Source organism: Pontibacillus chungwhensis (assembly GCF_030166655.1).
Classification (GTDB): domain Bacteria; phylum Bacillota; class Bacilli; order Bacillales; family BH030062; genus Pontibacillus.
Genome location: NZ_CP126446.1, coordinates 701975 through 717540 on the forward strand (window position 1 = coordinate 701975; position 15566 = coordinate 717540).

12 protein-coding genes are annotated in these 15566 nt (G+C 40.8%); 11 read left to right on the forward strand and 1 reads right to left on the reverse strand.

Annotated features, from left to right (window positions below; all coding sequences use genetic code 11):
* The first annotated feature begins 131 nt into the window (after nucleotides 1–131).
* From QNI29_RS03715 to QNI29_RS03750, 8 genes are all read left to right on the forward strand, one after another.
* The gene (locus tag QNI29_RS03715; RefSeq protein ID WP_284526776.1) at nucleotides 132–2984 is read left to right on the forward strand and encodes a 2-oxoglutarate dehydrogenase E1 component; all 2853 of its coding nucleotides are present in this window, start codon (nucleotides 132–134) and stop codon (nucleotides 2982–2984) included.
* Nucleotides 2971–4296 carry a 2-oxoglutarate dehydrogenase complex dihydrolipoyllysine-residue succinyltransferase gene (odhB, locus tag QNI29_RS03720; RefSeq protein WP_231418540.1) on the forward strand — a complete coding sequence of 442 codons (1326 nt, stop codon included), beginning with the start codon at nucleotides 2971–2973 and terminating at the stop codon, nucleotides 4294–4296. The genes QNI29_RS03715 and odhB overlap by 14 nt, the downstream gene beginning before the upstream one ends.
* 167 nt (nucleotides 4297–4463) lie before the next feature.
* Nucleotides 4464–4769 carry a hypothetical protein gene (locus QNI29_RS03725; RefSeq protein ID WP_231418541.1) on the forward strand — a complete coding sequence of 102 codons (306 nt, stop codon included), beginning with the start codon at nucleotides 4464–4466 and terminating at the stop codon, nucleotides 4767–4769.
* Between the two features lie 30 nt (nucleotides 4770–4799).
* A complete protein-coding gene (gene yidC, locus QNI29_RS03730; protein ID WP_231418542.1) occupies nucleotides 4800–5570 on the forward strand; it encodes a membrane protein insertase YidC in 771 nt (256 codons plus the stop codon).
* 290 nt (nucleotides 5571–5860) lie between these two features.
* Entirely contained in the window at nucleotides 5861–7021 is a 1161-nt protein-coding gene (gene yhbH / locus QNI29_RS03735; RefSeq protein ID WP_231418543.1) for a sporulation protein YhbH, read from the forward strand.
* 193 nt (nucleotides 7022–7214) lie between these two features.
* On the forward strand, nucleotides 7215–8747 hold the full coding sequence (locus QNI29_RS03740; protein WP_231418544.1) for a spore germination protein: 1533 nt from the start codon (nucleotides 7215–7217) through the stop codon (nucleotides 8745–8747).
* The gene (locus tag QNI29_RS03745) at nucleotides 8728–9849 is read left to right on the forward strand and encodes a GerAB/ArcD/ProY family transporter (RefSeq protein WP_231418545.1); all 1122 of its coding nucleotides are present in this window, start codon (nucleotides 8728–8730) and stop codon (nucleotides 9847–9849) included. Before QNI29_RS03740 ends, QNI29_RS03745 begins: the two co-directional genes overlap by 20 nt.
* Nucleotides 9833–10960 carry a Ger(x)C family spore germination protein gene (locus tag QNI29_RS03750; protein ID WP_231418546.1) on the forward strand — a complete coding sequence of 376 codons (1128 nt, stop codon included), beginning with the start codon at nucleotides 9833–9835 and terminating at the stop codon, nucleotides 10958–10960. Before QNI29_RS03745 ends, QNI29_RS03750 begins: the two co-directional genes overlap by 17 nt.
* A 31-nt stretch (nucleotides 10961–10991) precedes the next feature.
* Here QNI29_RS03750 and QNI29_RS03755 read toward each other — a convergent pair whose 3' ends face one another.
* Nucleotides 10992–11459 (reverse strand): hypothetical protein, encoded by a 468-nt coding sequence (locus tag QNI29_RS03755; RefSeq protein ID WP_231418547.1) that lies wholly within the window; start codon nucleotides 11457–11459, stop codon nucleotides 10992–10994.
* Nucleotides 11460–11727: 268 nt separating this feature from the next.
* Between QNI29_RS03755 and QNI29_RS03760 the strand changes: the two genes are divergently transcribed.
* From QNI29_RS03760 to opp4A, 3 genes are all read left to right on the forward strand, one after another.
* Nucleotides 11728–12753, forward strand: coding sequence for an ABC transporter ATP-binding protein (locus QNI29_RS03760; protein WP_231418548.1), 1026 nt, complete (start codon nucleotides 11728–11730; stop codon nucleotides 12751–12753).
* Nucleotides 12750–13751, forward strand: coding sequence for an ABC transporter ATP-binding protein (locus QNI29_RS03765; RefSeq protein ID WP_231418549.1), 1002 nt, complete (start codon nucleotides 12750–12752; stop codon nucleotides 13749–13751). The genes QNI29_RS03760 and QNI29_RS03765 overlap by 4 nt, the downstream gene beginning before the upstream one ends.
* 65 nt (nucleotides 13752–13816) lie before the next feature.
* Complete coding sequence (gene opp4A / locus QNI29_RS03770; protein WP_231418550.1) at nucleotides 13817–15547, forward strand: oligopeptide ABC transporter substrate-binding protein; 1731 nt, start codon at nucleotides 13817–13819, stop codon at nucleotides 15545–15547.
* Nucleotides 15548–15566 lie beyond the last annotated feature (19 nt).

A 15566-nucleotide genomic window follows, 5' to 3' on the forward strand; every position in this document is an offset into this window, starting at 1 on the left:
AATTTTTTTGTTTTCTTAAAAAAAACTAGGGTAAAGTAGTTGAAGAAGAAAACGGAAAAAAATTATAATAGAAGGTGAGTTTGCAAACGTTTACGTCACAGAACGCGAACTTCTAATGGGGGTAGTAAACAGTGTCGAACAAAGGGTCTAACGAAAACATTTGGGAACAGTTTCATGGCCCCAATATGGGGTACATCGAAGAGCAGTACGATTTATACTTAGAAGATCCAGAGCGGGTCGATTCATCTCTTCGCGAGGTGTTTGAACAATATGGTGCTCCAGAGTGGATACAAGGCGGACAGGGCCAACAAGGTTCTGAAGGGCCATCTGCTGGAGATATCCAGAAGGTGACCTCAGCATTGAAATTAGTTGAGGCTATTCGTCGTTCCGGTCATTTAGAGGCTGAAGTTTATGCCGTTGGTCGAGGACGCGAGCGCTATTCACCGCTTCTCGATCCGAAAACATATAATTTGTCGGAAAATGACTTGAAATCCATTCCAGCGAACTGGATTTGGCCTGAAGCGCCTAGTCAAGTATCAAACGGATTGGAAGCTATTCAAACATTGAAGCATCAATACGCTGGTCGTATTTCATTTGAAGTTGACCATGTTCACAATGAAGAAGAGCGCAAGTGGTTACAAGGCAAGATTGAAAACGGAACGTATCAAGTCGATTTTGATGAAGATCGTAAAAAGCAAGTGCTTAAGCTCCTTGCTCAGGTAGAAGGATTTGAGCAGTTCTTAGGGAAGACGTTCGTGGCTCAAAAGCGTTTCTCTATTGAGGGGCTCGATGTCATGGTACCGATGCTTGATCATATCGTGCAGGCAGCAACGGAAGAAAAAATGGAGCACGTTATGATGGGAATGGCTCACCGTGGCCGTTTAAATGTCTTAGCTCACGTTTTAGGTAAGCCGTATGATCGCATTTTCTCTGAATTCCACCATGCTCCTAATAAAGAGCTTGTCCCTTCTGAAGGATCAATGGGCATTAACTATGGTTGGACAGGGGACGTGAAGTACCACTTTGGTGCAAGTCGTGATGTTGAGAAAGAAGAGCGCACAACGCGTGTAACGCTCTCCCACAATCCGTCTCACCTTGAGTTCGTTGATCCGGTCGTGCAAGGGTTCTCACGTGCTGCACAAGATGATCGTGAAGAACGTGGCTGGTCTGAACAGGATACGGAGAAAGCTTTCTCTATTCTTATCCATGGTGATGCAGCATTCCCTGGTGAAGGGGTAGTAGCTGAAACGCTTAATATGAGTGACCTGCCAGGGTATCGGACAGGTGGAGCAGTTCATATTATTGCGAACAACCTGGTTGGATTTACAACGATTCAAAAAGACGGGCGCTCTACTCGTTATGCAAGTGATCTTGCAAAAGGGTATGAGATTCCGATTATCCATGTAAATGCAGATGATCCGATTCAATGTTTATCTGCGATGCAATTAGCCTATGAATACCGTAAGAAGTTCCATAAAGACTTCTTAATTGATCTAGTTGGTTATCGCCGTTATGGCCATAACGAAATGGATGAGCCTCGCGCTACTCAGCCTGAACTGTATTCTGAAATTGATGACCATTCAACTGTAGCTGCAGTGTATGCTGAGCAATTACAAAATGATGGTGTCATTGAAGATGGTTACTTCGATCAGGTGAAAGAAGAGGTCGACCAGAATCTTCGACAAACGTATGAAAATATGAAAGAGAATGAAACTGGTGACCAAGACGCAAAAGATGTTCCAGAAGAAATGGTTACTGGATTAAACGCGATTGATACAGCCGTATCATTAGACGTTTTAAAGAAATTGAATAAAGATTTACTAGAACGTCCTGAAGGTTTCAACGGCTTTAAGAAGCTTGAGAAGATCCTGCAACGTCGTGAGAATGTACTAGAAGAAGGAAATAAAGTAGATTGGGCAACAGGAGAATCTCTTGCATTTGCTTCTATATTAAAAGATGGCAAACCTATCCGTTTAACTGGACAAGATAGCCAGCGAGGAACGTTTGCTCACCGTCATCTAGTTCTACATGATGTGGAAGACGGGTCTACGTACTGCCCGATGCACGGGTTAGAAGAAGCCAATGCTTCCTTTGATATCTATAACAGTCCGTTAAATGAAGCGGGTGTGCTTGGATTTGAGTATGGGTATAGTGTGCAAGCTCCAGAAGCTCTTGTGCTTTGGGAAGCCCAGTACGGGGACTTCGCTAACGCAGGGCAAGTCATTATTGATCAGTTTATTTCAGCAGGCCGTGCAAAATGGGGAGAGAAATCAAGTCTTGTCATGTTGTTACCTCATGGCTATGAAGGGCAAGGCCCTGAACACTCAAGCGCCCGTTTAGAGCGTTATTTAACCATGAGCGCAGAGTACAACTGGACGGTTGCTAATGTAACCTCTTCAGCTCAGTACTTCCACTTGCTTCGTCGCCAAGCTGCAATTGGTGGGAAAGACGCAGCACGTCCGCTCGTCCTTATGACACCGAAAAGCTTGATCCGTAACCAACGCGTTGCCTCAGAAGGCAAGGAGTTTAGTGAAGGTCAATTCCAGCCACTTAAACCTCAGCGTGGTTTAGGGGAAAACGAAGATAAAGTGACGCGCCTTGTTATTGGAAGCGGGAAGGTCATGATTGACTTAGAAGACCGAATTGAAAATGAAGATCAAAACTGGGATTGGCTGCACATTGCTCGTGTAGAACAGATCTATCCGTTCCCAGAAAAGCAACTTCAGGAGATCTTAGAGCAGTATCCAAACATTGAAGAAGTCGTGTGGGTTCAAGAAGAACCTCGTAATATGGGTGGATGGGACTTTGTTAAAGAAACCCTCTACCAGCTTGTAAATGACACCCATGAAATTAAATATATTGGTCGTCCGAAACGTTCTTCACCAGCTGTAGGTGAACCAAACATTCACAAAACAGAGCAGAATAGAATCATCCAAGAAGCACTGAAGCTATCTAAAGGAGGAGATTCCAATGAAGGAAATTAAGGTACCAGAACTTGCAGAATCCATTACAGAAGGCACGGTCGCAGAGTGGCTTGTTAAAGAAGGCGACTCCGTTGAAAAAGGCGATGCGATCCTTGAACTTGAAACTGATAAAGTAAATGTTGAAGTAAACTCTGATTTCACAGGTGTCATCTCCGAACTTCTAGTAGAGGAAGGAGACGACGTTGAAGTAGGCGATACCGTTGCAAAAGTAGATGAGAACGGCGAAGGCGGCGGTTCGTCAGAATCTGAATCTTCGGACTCTGACGAAGAGAGTCAAGAAGAGTCTAAGCAAGAAGAAAAGTCGTCTGATAATGGTAAACAGGAATCTTCCGAAGACAGCAAAGAAAAAGCTTCAGAGAAAGAAGATAAGAAGGATGAAGAAAAGCAAGATCCAAATAAAGAGATTGTAGCTTCTCCGGCTGCCCGTAAAAAAGCACGCGAACTAGGTATTGACCTTCGCGATATTAAACCGAATGATCCTCTTGGTCGCATTCGTCCAGAAGATGTAGAAGCAGCAGCCAATCAATCTAAAGAAGATAAAGGTTCTAAAAAAGACAGCAAGAAAGAGAAGAAATCAGAGCAGAAGTCTTCTGAGAAAACAGAATTCGATAAGCCGGTTGAACGCGTGAAGATGTCACGTCGTCGTCAAACGATTTCTAAGCGTCTTGTTGAAGCACAGCAAACAGCAGCTATGCTTACAACGTTCAACGAGGTAGACATGACAGCTGTTATGAACCTTCGTAAAGAGCGTAAGGACCAATTCCAACAGAAACATGATGTAAAGCTTGGGTTTATGTCCTTCTTCACAAAAGCAGTTGTTGGTGCTCTTAAAGAATTCCCTCTTCTTAACGCTGAGATCCAAGGCGATGAAATTGTTATGAAGAAATTCTATGACATTGGTATGGCGGTTTCGACGGATGAAGGTCTTGTTGTACCTGTTGTTCGTGATGCTGACCGTATTGGGTTTGCCGGAATCGAGAAAGAAATTGGTCGACTCGGCAAACGTGCGCGTGATAAGCAGCTATCTTTAGATGAGCTTCAAGGTGGTTCCTTCACGATTACAAACGGCGGAATCTTTGGATCTATGCTATCCACACCTATTATAAATGCTCCTCAAGTGGGTATTTTAGGAATGCATAACATCCAAAAACGTGCAATGGTTATGCCGGATGATTCTATTGAAGTTCGTCCGATGATGTACATTGCTCTTTCCTACGACCACCGTATTGTCGATGGTAAAGAAGCTGTTCAGTTCCTTGTCCGAATTAAAGAAATGCTAGAAGACCCTTATAACCTTCTGCTAGAAGGTTAATAGACTTTAGATATAAAGCCCGTTCTGCCCCCGAGCAGGACGGGCTTTTTTTGAGGCTGGTTGTTTACAAATAAAAAAAGTAGTAGACTTAATAGTAAGAAAGATGAAACGAAATGATGTTTGGTCCGTATCTAGGAGAGATTCAATTTTAGAAATGAGGCAGCTACATGAATATGGTCATCGAATATCTTATGGATATAGATTTAGTGAATGACCCTTTTCTTTATTCGTTTTACGTAAGCTTGTTCTTATCCCTTGCGTTCAACAGAGTGTGGGGTTCAATTGTTAGTGATACTGCCAACCTCTTCTCAAAAGATTGGTCTATTAAACAAACGAATATTCACTTACCGTCTCATACCAATAGTGGCGTGAAGCCTAGTGATCATTTTATCCGCTGGTTTTGCAAAACAGTAGGGAGACAAGAAAGTTCGCCCGATGATGAAGATTACCTCAATACTCGATTGCTACCGTAATAATCGACTATTGAGGAGGATGAAATTAGAATGAAAGCTTTATGGAAATCAAGTTTACTTTTAATTGTGACAGCATTTGTCTTATCAGCATGTTCAAGTCAAGGTGATGGAGGAGATGGGTTCCTACACAATCTATTTGTCGAACCTTTCACCAAAGCTATTGAGTTAGCGGCTTCGATTACTGGAGGTAGCTATGGTATAGCTATTATTATCCTCACCGTAATCATTCGACTTGTACTGATGCCTCTTATGCTGAATATGTATAAGAACCAACAGCAAATGAAAGTAAAAATGGCTGGAATGAAGCCTGAAATGGATGATATTCAAGCCCGAATGAAAGAAGCTTCTCCTGAAGATCGCCAAAAGATGCAACAGGAAATGATGGCTCTGTACCAAAAGCATGGAGTGAACCCACTTAATATGGGGTGTCTTCCAATGCTTCTGCAAATGCCAATTCTAATGGGCTTTTATTTCGCGATCAGAAGTTCAGAGACGATAGCCACTCACACTTTTCTATGGTTTAACCTGGGTGAGCCTGATATCGCTATGGCGCTGATTGCAGGTGCCTTGTACTTTGTTCAATATAGAGTGTCTTTAATAGGCGTACCGGAATCACAACAAAAGCAAATGAAGCTAATTGGTCTATTGTCACCGATAATGATTTTAATTATTTCGCTGAACGCACCAGCTGCATTACCTGTTTACTGGGCAATCGGCGGCTTGTTCCTAGTTTTCCAAACGATTATAGGACGCAAGTTGTACCAGACAGAGTCAGAACCAGTCCCGCAAACCTCAAATTAATGAATGATATAAAGAAAGTCCAGGCTCCTAAATAGGATCCTGGACTTTTATTATTGGGGTTTGCGAGTGACTCATAATAGTTGACCCTAGTTCATAAGATGAAAGACATAAAACGTTAGGTGAGGGACGGTCAGCTTTCTGGTATTAAAATTTTTGTCATGGACAGAACGGTAGAGCTTAAACCGTCATATGCGGAAAGTGACAAGTTTTTAAAATAAGTTTTCAGAATTTTTAATCAAAATGACAACTTCTGCATATGATAGAGTAAACAAAATGGAGGAGGGGTAAGGATGAGTCGTTCGAAAAATTTTGTAATTTCTGAAGAGAACTGGTCCCTCCATAGAAAAGGGTATGATGATCAGCAGCGCCACCAGGAAAAAGTTCAGGATGCGCTCAAGAATCAACTCCCGGACCTGATTTCTGAAGAAAATATTGTGATGTCAAATGGGAAAGATGTTGTGAAGATTCCGATTCGGTCGTTGGATGAATATAAGATTCGCTATAACCACGATAAGAACAAACATGTAGGCCAAGGAGAAGGCGACAGCCAAGTCGGAGATGTGATTGCGAGAGATGGCTCCCCGCAACAAGCGCAAGGAAAAGGGGAGAAGCCAGGAGATCAACCTGGAGAGGATTTCTATGAAGCTGAAATTTCAATTGCCGAGTTAGAAGAAGCTTTATTCAATCAGTTGGCCTTACCGAACTTACAGGAAAAAGAGAAAGATAATATCATTACGACAGATATTAATTTTAATGACATTAGGAAAACAGGACTTCAAGGAAATATCGACAAGAAGCGTACGATGCTAGAAGCCTTTAAGAGAAATGCGATGGGAGGAGACGCAACGTTCAATCCGATCTATCCAGAAGATATTCGATACAAAACATGGAATGAGGTAGTGAAACCTGAATCAAAAGCTGTTGTGTTAGCTATGATGGACACCTCAGGATCAATGGGAATGTGGGAGAAGTATATGGCCCGAAGTTTCTTCTTCTGGATGTCGCGCTTCTTGAAAACAAAATACGAAACAGTGGAAATTGAATTTATTGCTCACCACACAGAAGCCAAAGTCGTCTCAGAAGATGACTTTTTTTCAAAAGGTGAAAGTGGAGGAACCATCTGTTCATCAGCTTATAAAAAGGCACTTGAATTAATCGATTCTAAATATAGCCCAGAGCGTTACAATATCTATCCGTTCCACTTCTCAGATGGGGATAACTTAACCTCTGATAACAAGCGTTGCCTACAGCTCGTTGAACAATTGATGGATGTATCGAGTATGTTTGGATACGGGGAAGTAAACCAGTACAACAGGCACTCAACCCTTATGTCCGCCTATAAGAAAATTGAAGATGAACGTTTCAGGCACTTTGTTCTAAGAAGAAAAGCTGACGTGTTTTATGCGATGAAGCATTTCTTCAAAGAAGAAGACGAAGAAGTATTGGTCTAAAGAAACACCCGAGTTCCTTATAAAGGAGCTCGGGTGTTTTCTTTTTAATTATAGGAACTGGATGGGGAGGGTATGTCTGATGATTACTTGAACTTGTGAGCCTATGATCTAAAAATCTATACAAGGAATGTATAGGAAGGTGATGGTAGAAGACACTACATAAATAAACAACTCGTTTTAGAGGAGGGATGGCATGCGAGTCAGAAACTGGCTGAGGCCTAAACGAGCTTCTGATCAGAATCAAAGCGGAGTGGTGAAAGAACAGGATAGTCCGACAAAAGAGAGCAGTCGTTCGCTTAAAGATAATATTGATTATATTAGTGCAGAACTGCATCACTCTCATGATTTAAAAGTCACACACATGGATGACAACCGCCAAGCCCTCCTCTACTTTGAATCGTTGGTCGATCAGGAACAAATTCAAAATAAAATATTCATTCCATTATCTAATTATCCAGATCGAACAATAGGCCAGCTGCAAAACCAAAGAAAAACGACAGATTTAAACGATGCCATTTTTGCGCTTCTTAGTGGATGTGCGGTCTATATTCAAGAGGGTAATCAAGAAGTTTCCGTGTTTGTTGTAACGATGTCGAATAATAGAGATATGTCTGAGCCTGATACAGAAAAAGTTCTCCGCGGCTCCCATGAGGGCTTAGTGGAGAGTGTGATGATCAATATTAATTTGATTCGAAAAAGAATTCAGCATCGGGATTTAACCGTTAAGTATTTTCGTGTTGGAAAAAAGACCAATACAAACTTAGCTATTATGTACATGGATGGATTAGTAAACCCTGATGTTGTAAAGAAAATTGAGGATCGAATCAAACACATATCTGCAGATACGATTATCAGTCCAGGTTACATTGAAGAAATGGTAGAAGATAATTCGCTATCACCATTCCCTCAAATGCTCAATACGGAACGTCCTGACAGGGGAGCGGCGAATGTCTTAGAAGGACGAGTTATTTTACTCTCGGAAGGTAGCTCTACTTGTCTTGTGTTCCCTGTTACGTTCTTTACGTTTTATCAAACCCCGGATGATTATAACAGTCGTTGGATTTCAGGGACATTTTTAAGACTCATAAGATTAATGAGTTTTTTAATTGCGATTGGTTTACCGGCATTCTACATTGCCGTGGTAGGTTTTCACTTTGAGGTTATCCCAGATACGCTCGTCATCCCAATAAAAAGTGCAATTAACAATATAGCTTATCCCCCTATTATTGAAGCGTTAGTTATGGTCGTCATTATCGAGCTTATACGTGAAGCTGGGATCAGATTACCAAGTCCCGTGGGCCAAACGATTGGTATTGTAGGTGGTTTGGTCATTGGGGATGCCGTTGTAAAGGCTGGGCTCGTCTCAAATTTGATGGTAATTGTCGTAGCTCTTACAGCTATTGCTTCTTTCGTAGTGCCTTCGAACGAACTAAGTACAGCTTTACGCCTTTTAACGTTTCCATTGATTTTATTAGCCTCAACCTTTGGGTTCTTAGGTATTGTCTTTGGGTTCTTTGGTTTATTAATTCATTTATGCCGTCTTGAATCCTTCGGTAGCGCATATTTTGCACCTCTAGCTCCGTTGAGAGTAAAAGATTTAAAAGATACATTCATACGGCTTCCGTTATTTATGATGAGCAACAGACCGAAGGATGCGCAGCCTGTTAAGAGTGACACAGGAGAAGCATCGAGGGAGTGGAAGAAGAATGGCCGCAGTAGAAAATGAAATGATTACAAGAAGACAGTACTTCTTCTTCATTATACAAACCTTAATCGGAGTCGGAGTCTTAACCCTTCCTTATAACCTTCATCAGGTTGCAAAACAAGACGGTTGGATCTCTCTCTTAATCAGTGGTGTCATTATACAGCTTGTACTTATTTTAATGTGGGCGCTGGCTAGAAGGTTTCCACAACAACATCTATTTGAATATATCCCGTCTATTGTTGGGAAATTCTTTGGCGGGTTTCTAAATTTTCTCCTGATTCTTTATTCTCTAGCAGTAGCAGGGGTCATTCTTTTGTTATTTGACGAAATGATTCGGACGTGGCTCTTACCCAAAACCCCTTATTGGATTATTAGTCTTATGTTTATCGCATTAGGAATTTATCTTGTTTCCGGAAAGATAAAGGTGATGGCACGATTGTATGTATTTGTGTCATTGCTATTACCCATATTGGTTGTACTCCTTTTGTATGCGGCGAAAGATGGCCAGTGGGTCTATATGTTACCAATAGGTGAATCTGGGCTTCCTTCTATTTTGAAGGGAGTGTATCAATCCTCGTTATCGATGCTTGGATACTTAATTGTGCTTCTTTTGTTTCCGTATACGAAGGGGACACCGAAACAGAAACTGGGTACCATTTCCTTAGCGAATGGATTTGTCGTATTTTTTTATTTCCTTACCGTTTTTCTTTCTTTTATCTACTTTGGCACGGAGGAAATGAAGTATGTGAGTGAACCGGTTCTTTATATGCTGAAAGCTGTGGAGTTACCGATCATATCTAGAATTGATATGTTCTTTATATCCATTTGGATTGTGTCAGTGGCCACCACCTTATGTAGTTATTTGCTATTAGCAAGTAAAGGAGTCACGCAAGTTTTTTCGAAAATCTCCTACGAGCGTGCAGTCTTAGGTATCGGAGGAGTTTTATTTTGTATAACCTACTTTACTCCTAAAGACGAATCATGGTTGAACTCGCTAGATGACTATGTTTCATTCGTCGGTATGTGGTTTGGGGTGGGGCTTCCGATATTTTTATTGATTATAAGTCTCCTTTTTAAAAAGAAAAGTAATGCAGGGGGGCAGGGTTATGAACAGAAGCCATAAAGGACTTATAATCCTTATTACTCTCTTTCTGTTAACAGGATGCTGGGACCAAAGGCAATTTAAAAATGTAAAGCTTGTGCTTGCGGCAGGGTTTGACGCCGGGCAAGAGAGGTTGATTCGTAATACAGTTGTTATCCCTACTGTTGAGAAAGGGTTAGAAGGTCCAGGACAAGAATTCATCCAGGTGATTACAAGTGAAGCCTATTCGACAAGGGATGGTAAAAAAAATGTAGACCATCGCATTTCAAGGTCTTTTGATGCTTCAAAGGCAAGGGTTTTCCTGTTAGGGGAGGAGCTGGCCAAACAAGACATCTTTCCCATTCTGGATGTATTGTATCGAGATCCCAAGAATAATTTGAATGCGAAACTGGCGATGGTAAAGGGAACAGCTGAAGATGCACTTCGCTTAAGGGTGAATCAGGAGCCCCGCATTAGTGGCTATATAAATGGAATTTTGGATAGTCAAATGATGAATACAGAAGCCCCTAGTGAAAATTTGCAGCTTATTTGCGCAGAACTCTTAGAAGATGGTGAAGATTTCGCGCTCTCAGCGTTAGAAGTGGACCAGGATGCAGCGCTCATCAATTACGTTGGTATGGCCTTATTTAGTGGCCAGAAATATTCCGGAGTTACGCTTAATACAGATGAATCCCTTCTTCTTCTTCTATTAGATGATCAGTTAAGGCGATCAGCTACAATTAACCGAAAGGTAGCTGACTATAAGAATGAGCCTTTGAAAAACTATATGTCTATAGAAGTAGGAGGAGTTAAGAGGAAGGTTCAGATTACAGCAGATCATCCTGAACAAATAAAAGTAGATCTTTCTTTAAAGCTTAAGGCAACTATTGTAGAGAAAACATTGCCGATTATTTTAAATGACCAGGAAGTAAAAAAGCTAGAGGGAAAGTTTAGTGAAATTCTCACGAAGGAGATGCAAGAGGTTCTTAAGAAAACTCAAGAGGCGAATAGTGACTACTTAGGAATAGGAAGGCGTGTTCATGCCTTTCACCATGATACATGGGAAGACCTAAAATGGAGTGAAGTATATCCGGAAATTGTTTTTAATGTGAACACAAAAGTAGATCTTTCTGGTCACGGTGTCATTAACTAAAAAAGGCATAAACAACGTTTATGCCTTTTTGTCATATGGAGGAAAGATCACCTAGAACGAGGTCACGGTCTTTTTCATTTTGAATATCTTCACAAGCCTGAAGAGCCAGTTTTTTATACTCTTCATACTGAGTTTTAGAACCTGTTATTTTATACGCTCTTGCCATCGCTTCATAGGCAAAAGCTAAATCGAAATCTCCAATCTGTTCTTCTAAACATACTTCTAAGCATTTCTTAGCATGGTATAGGGAAGGCTCACTACGCTCGCAAACGGCGTACACTCTCGAAATCTGCCAGTCCCCACGTACTCTATTAACAGGCTTTCCAATTTGTTCCCAATGATACCTTGAAGCATGAGCAGCATGAATCATGGTTTGTTCTTGTTCGGAAGTTCTACTTTCGAGATCTAGAAAGGTCCAGACGTAATTAAATAGATCTACGGCCATTTTCTTATGAAAGTCTTCTGAATTATGTAATTGTGTGGGTTCTTGTTTCATCATTATCCTCCTTATGTTTGAGTGCTATTTCTTAAGTTTCGACATAAAATCATATGTTCCTTTTAGTTTAATAGTTCGAAAAGATTATTTATTGTGATAATTTAGCGTCAATTATTTCAAAATCATTACAAATCTTTAAAAAATTTCGTACTTATTACAATAAATTGTTAATAAACCATTGACGATCTGCCAATAAATAGTTTACTATAGTAAAAAATCAGAAAATTATTAATTCTAATACATTTGTAAATCTTAAATCTGAGGTGTCCTAATGAATAACTCACAATCAAATGTAAACCACGAACCTTTACTACAAGTAAAGGGCTTAGAGACGGCCTTTAGTATTGAGGGTAAAGACCACAATGCGGTGGACGGTGTTTCTTTTAATGTCGAAAAAGGTAAAATCGTCGGTGTTGTAGGAGAGTCCGGTTGTGGAAAAAGTGTCATGTCATTATCCGTAATGAATTTGTTACCAAAAGGGATCGGAAAAATCCGAAATGGAGAGATTCTTTTTGAAGGTAGACATTTAGAAGGTTTAGATGATAAAGAAATGAATAAAATTCGGGGTAAAGATATTTCGATGATCTTCCAAGAGCCAATGACTTCCCTAAACCCGGTGTTTACGATTGGTTATCAGTTAGAGGAAGTACTGCATAACCATTTTAAATTGTCTAAAAAAGAAGCAAGAGAAAAAGTTGTGCAGCTCTTATCAGCTGTAGGGATCTCAAGAGCGGACCGAATCGTTGATGAATATCCTCACCAGCTATCAGGCGGGATGAGACAACGTGTCATGATCGCAATGGCTATTGCTTGTCAGCCAAAGTTACTTATTGCGGACGAGCCAACCACTGCACTTGACGTAACGGTACAAGCTCAAATTCTTGAACTTCTGCAAGACATTCAGAAGAAAAACGATATGGCGATTATATTTATCACGCATGATCTTGGCGTTGTATCCGAGACTTGTGATGAGGTTATTGTTATGTATGCAGGTAGAATCGTAGAGCGTACAGATGTGCAGCGCCTATTTAATTCTCCGAAGCATCCGTATACGGAATTGCTAATGGGTGCGATCCCTCGGTTAGAGGAAGAACAAGATATGCTAGCTACGATTGATGGAATTGTACCTTCATTAACAAAGATGCCAGAAGTAGGGTGTCGATTTGCGAACCGGTGTCCAAAAGCGATGAAAGAATGTTCAACCGTTACACCTAAATTAGCGAAAAACGAAGAGGGTCATGAAGTAGCATGCCTACTCTATGAAACAAGTAGACCTGAAGAAGAGGTGTTACGATGAGTATAACCGAATTAAACAAATCTCAAACCGAAAAATTGCTAGAGGTAAATGATTTGAAGATGCATTTCCCGGTAAAGGGGGGCTTCTTCAAACGAACAATCGGAGCTGTTAAAGCGGTAGATGGCGTTACTTTTGATATCAAAAAGGGAGAAACGCTAGGACTTGTAGGAGAATCCGGTTGTGGGAAATCAACTACGGGTCGCTCCATCTTGAGATTACTAGATCCAACAAGTGGAGAAGTTCTATTTAATGGCGAAGATATTACAAAGCTAACTGGAAAGCGTCTGCGTGATATTCGTCAGGATATTCAAATGGTGTTCCAGGACCCATACGCCTCTCTAAACCCTATGCAAATGGTCGGAGATATCATAAGCGAACCGATTAAGAACTACTACAATAAACGTAAAGGTTCAGAACTTAAAGCTGAAGTAATGGATCTCTTAACACGGGTAGGTTTACCAGAGGAGGCTTATTACAAATACGCGCACGAGTTCTCAGGAGGACAGCGTCAGCGTATTGGTATTGCAAGGGCGCTTGCCCTTAAGCCGAAGCTTATTATAGCGGATGAACCTGTATCGGCCCTTGATGTGTCCGTACAGTCACAGGTGTTAAATCTATTAAATGAGCTGCAAGACGAATTTGATTTAACCTATCTGTTCATTGCACACGACTTAAGTGTTGTAAAACATATGAGTGATCGCATTGGTGTTATGTATCTAGGTAATATCATGGAAGTAGCGAATAAGAGTTCTATTTATGCAGATCCTTTACATCCTTACACGCAAGCTCTGATCTCAGCGGTGCCAGATGCATCTAAAGTAGGGGAGAAGCGTGAACGCATTGTCCTTGAAGGGGACGTGCCTAGTCCGGAAAATCCACCATCTGGATGTCCATTCCATACGAGATGTCCAAAAGCGATGGATGAATGTTCTAAGGTTAAACCTCAATTAAAGGAGGTGAAACCAGGCCAGCACGTCGCATGTCTTCTTTATGAATAATCATTCAAAAAATATCAGGGGGGTTCATTTTTCTTATGAAGAATAGAAGAAATTTTTATTGGCTAATGTCACTAATGTTAATGCTGACATTATTCTTAGCAGCATGTAACAGTGACGCTAACGGTGACTCAGATGACAGTGGAGATGACACAGAAGATACTTCAGAAAACACAGATTCTGAAGGGGATAGCGGAGAAGATGCAAGCGGTGAACCACAAGAAGGTGGAACACTTAATTATGCAATCGATAGTGAACCAGAAGGGATCTTAAGCCCGAACTTCTACGGAAGTGCTACCGACTTTGAAGTTATTCAATTTGGTATTGATCCACTATTTGAATACGATGAAAACTTACAGATCGAGCCTAACTTGGCTGACTGGAGTACAGAAGATAACAAAGTGTTCACATTTACGTTTGAAGAAGGCGTTAAATGGCACAATGGCGATGAACTAACAGTTGAAGACTGGGTATTCGCTCTTGAAACACTTGCTGATCCTGATTACACAGGTCCTCGTTATGCAAACGTTCAAACGATCGAAGGTGCTGAAGCTTACCACAGTGGTGACGCTGATAGCATTTCTGGTATCGAAGTGGTTAGTGATTATGAAGTTAAAGTTACATTCGACAAAGCTCGTGTAAACAACTTACTTAACGTTTGGTCTTACCCAATGAACCGCAGCTACTGGGAAGGCGTAGAAGTAGCTGACATGCAAGATAGCGATAAAATGCGTCAAGGCATGATGGGTACTGGACCATTTAAACTTACAAAAGTTGTTCCTGGTGAATCTTATCAATATGAAGCAAATGAAGATTATTGGAAAGGTGCTCCTAAACTAGACAAAGTTATCGTTAAAGTTATCGATAGTAAATCTGTAATTGGTGCACTAGAAAATGGTGACGTGGACATGGTTCCTGTACACCCAACTCTTGGTAAACAAGTAGAAGAAATGGAAAACGTTGATCTTAGAACATATCCAGGTCTTTCTTATTACTACCTTGGATTCAAATTCGGTAAATTCGACAACGAAAAGAAAGAAGTTGTTGAGAAGAACGATAAGTATGCAGACTTAAAACTACGTAAAGCTATGTATCATGCAATTAACCGTGACGAGTGGATTGAAGCATTCTTTAGTGGTTATGGTTCTAAAGTAAATGCTCCAGTACCAACAAACCACTGGATTGCTGCTGATCAAAGCGAATTAAATGATTATGCTTATGATACTGAAAAAGCGAAGAGCCTTCTTGATGAAGCTGGCTACAAAGATGTAAATGATGATGGATTCCGTGAAGATCCAAATGGTGATGAGTTTGTTATTAACCTAGCACACTATGCTTCTACAAACCCTACATTTGAGTCTCGTGCAAAAGCACTTACTCAGTACTGGGAAGAAGTAGGATTAAAAGCTGAACTACAAATGATCGAATCAAGTCTTTACTATGACAAAGTTGAAAAAGATGCTGAGGGTATCGAAGTATTCTTCGGTGGCTGGAGTACTGGTTCTGATCCAGACCCATCTGCACTTTGGAAATCTGACCAACTTTGGAACTACACTCGTTGGGTAAACGAAGAGAGTGATCAACTTCTAGACGACGCTCTAGACATTGATAAAGTTGGTACAGACCAAGAGAAGCGTAAAGAGAAATATGTAGAATGGCAAAAACTTCTTAACGAGCAGCTACCTATGCTTTATATTGCTGAGCTAGAAGAAATTTACGGTGTTAACAAGCGTGTTGGCGGTGTTGAATTTGACGTTTCAGGTTCTAACAGCCCACACCTATGGTACATCCAGAACTAAAATCAGCATGTAAGTTTTA

Coding starts and splice junctions, on each gene's coding strand:
- odhB (WP_231418540.1), top strand. CDS start 2,971: ATGAAGGAAATTAAGGTACCAGAACTTGCAGAATCCATTACAGAAGGC.
- QNI29_RS03725 (WP_231418541.1), top strand. CDS start 4,464: ATGAATATGGTCATCGAATATCTTATGGATATAGATTTAGTGAATGAC.
- yidC (WP_231418542.1), top strand. CDS start 4,800: ATGAAAGCTTTATGGAAATCAAGTTTACTTTTAATTGTGACAGCATTT.
- yhbH (WP_231418543.1), top strand. CDS start 5,861: ATGAGTCGTTCGAAAAATTTTGTAATTTCTGAAGAGAACTGGTCCCTC.
- QNI29_RS03740 (WP_231418544.1), top strand. CDS start 7,215: ATGCGAGTCAGAAACTGGCTGAGGCCTAAACGAGCTTCTGATCAGAAT.
- QNI29_RS03745 (WP_231418545.1), top strand. CDS start 8,728: ATGGCCGCAGTAGAAAATGAAATGATTACAAGAAGACAGTACTTCTTC.
- QNI29_RS03750 (WP_231418546.1), top strand. CDS start 9,833: ATGAACAGAAGCCATAAAGGACTTATAATCCTTATTACTCTCTTTCTG.
- QNI29_RS03755 (WP_231418547.1), bottom strand. CDS start 11,459: ATGATGAAACAAGAACCCACACAATTACATAATTCAGAAGACTTTCAT.
- QNI29_RS03760 (WP_231418548.1), top strand. CDS start 11,728: ATGAATAACTCACAATCAAATGTAAACCACGAACCTTTACTACAAGTA.
- QNI29_RS03765 (WP_231418549.1), top strand. CDS start 12,750: ATGAGTATAACCGAATTAAACAAATCTCAAACCGAAAAATTGCTAGAG.
- opp4A (WP_231418550.1), top strand. CDS start 13,817: ATGTCACTAATGTTAATGCTGACATTATTCTTAGCAGCATGTAACAGT.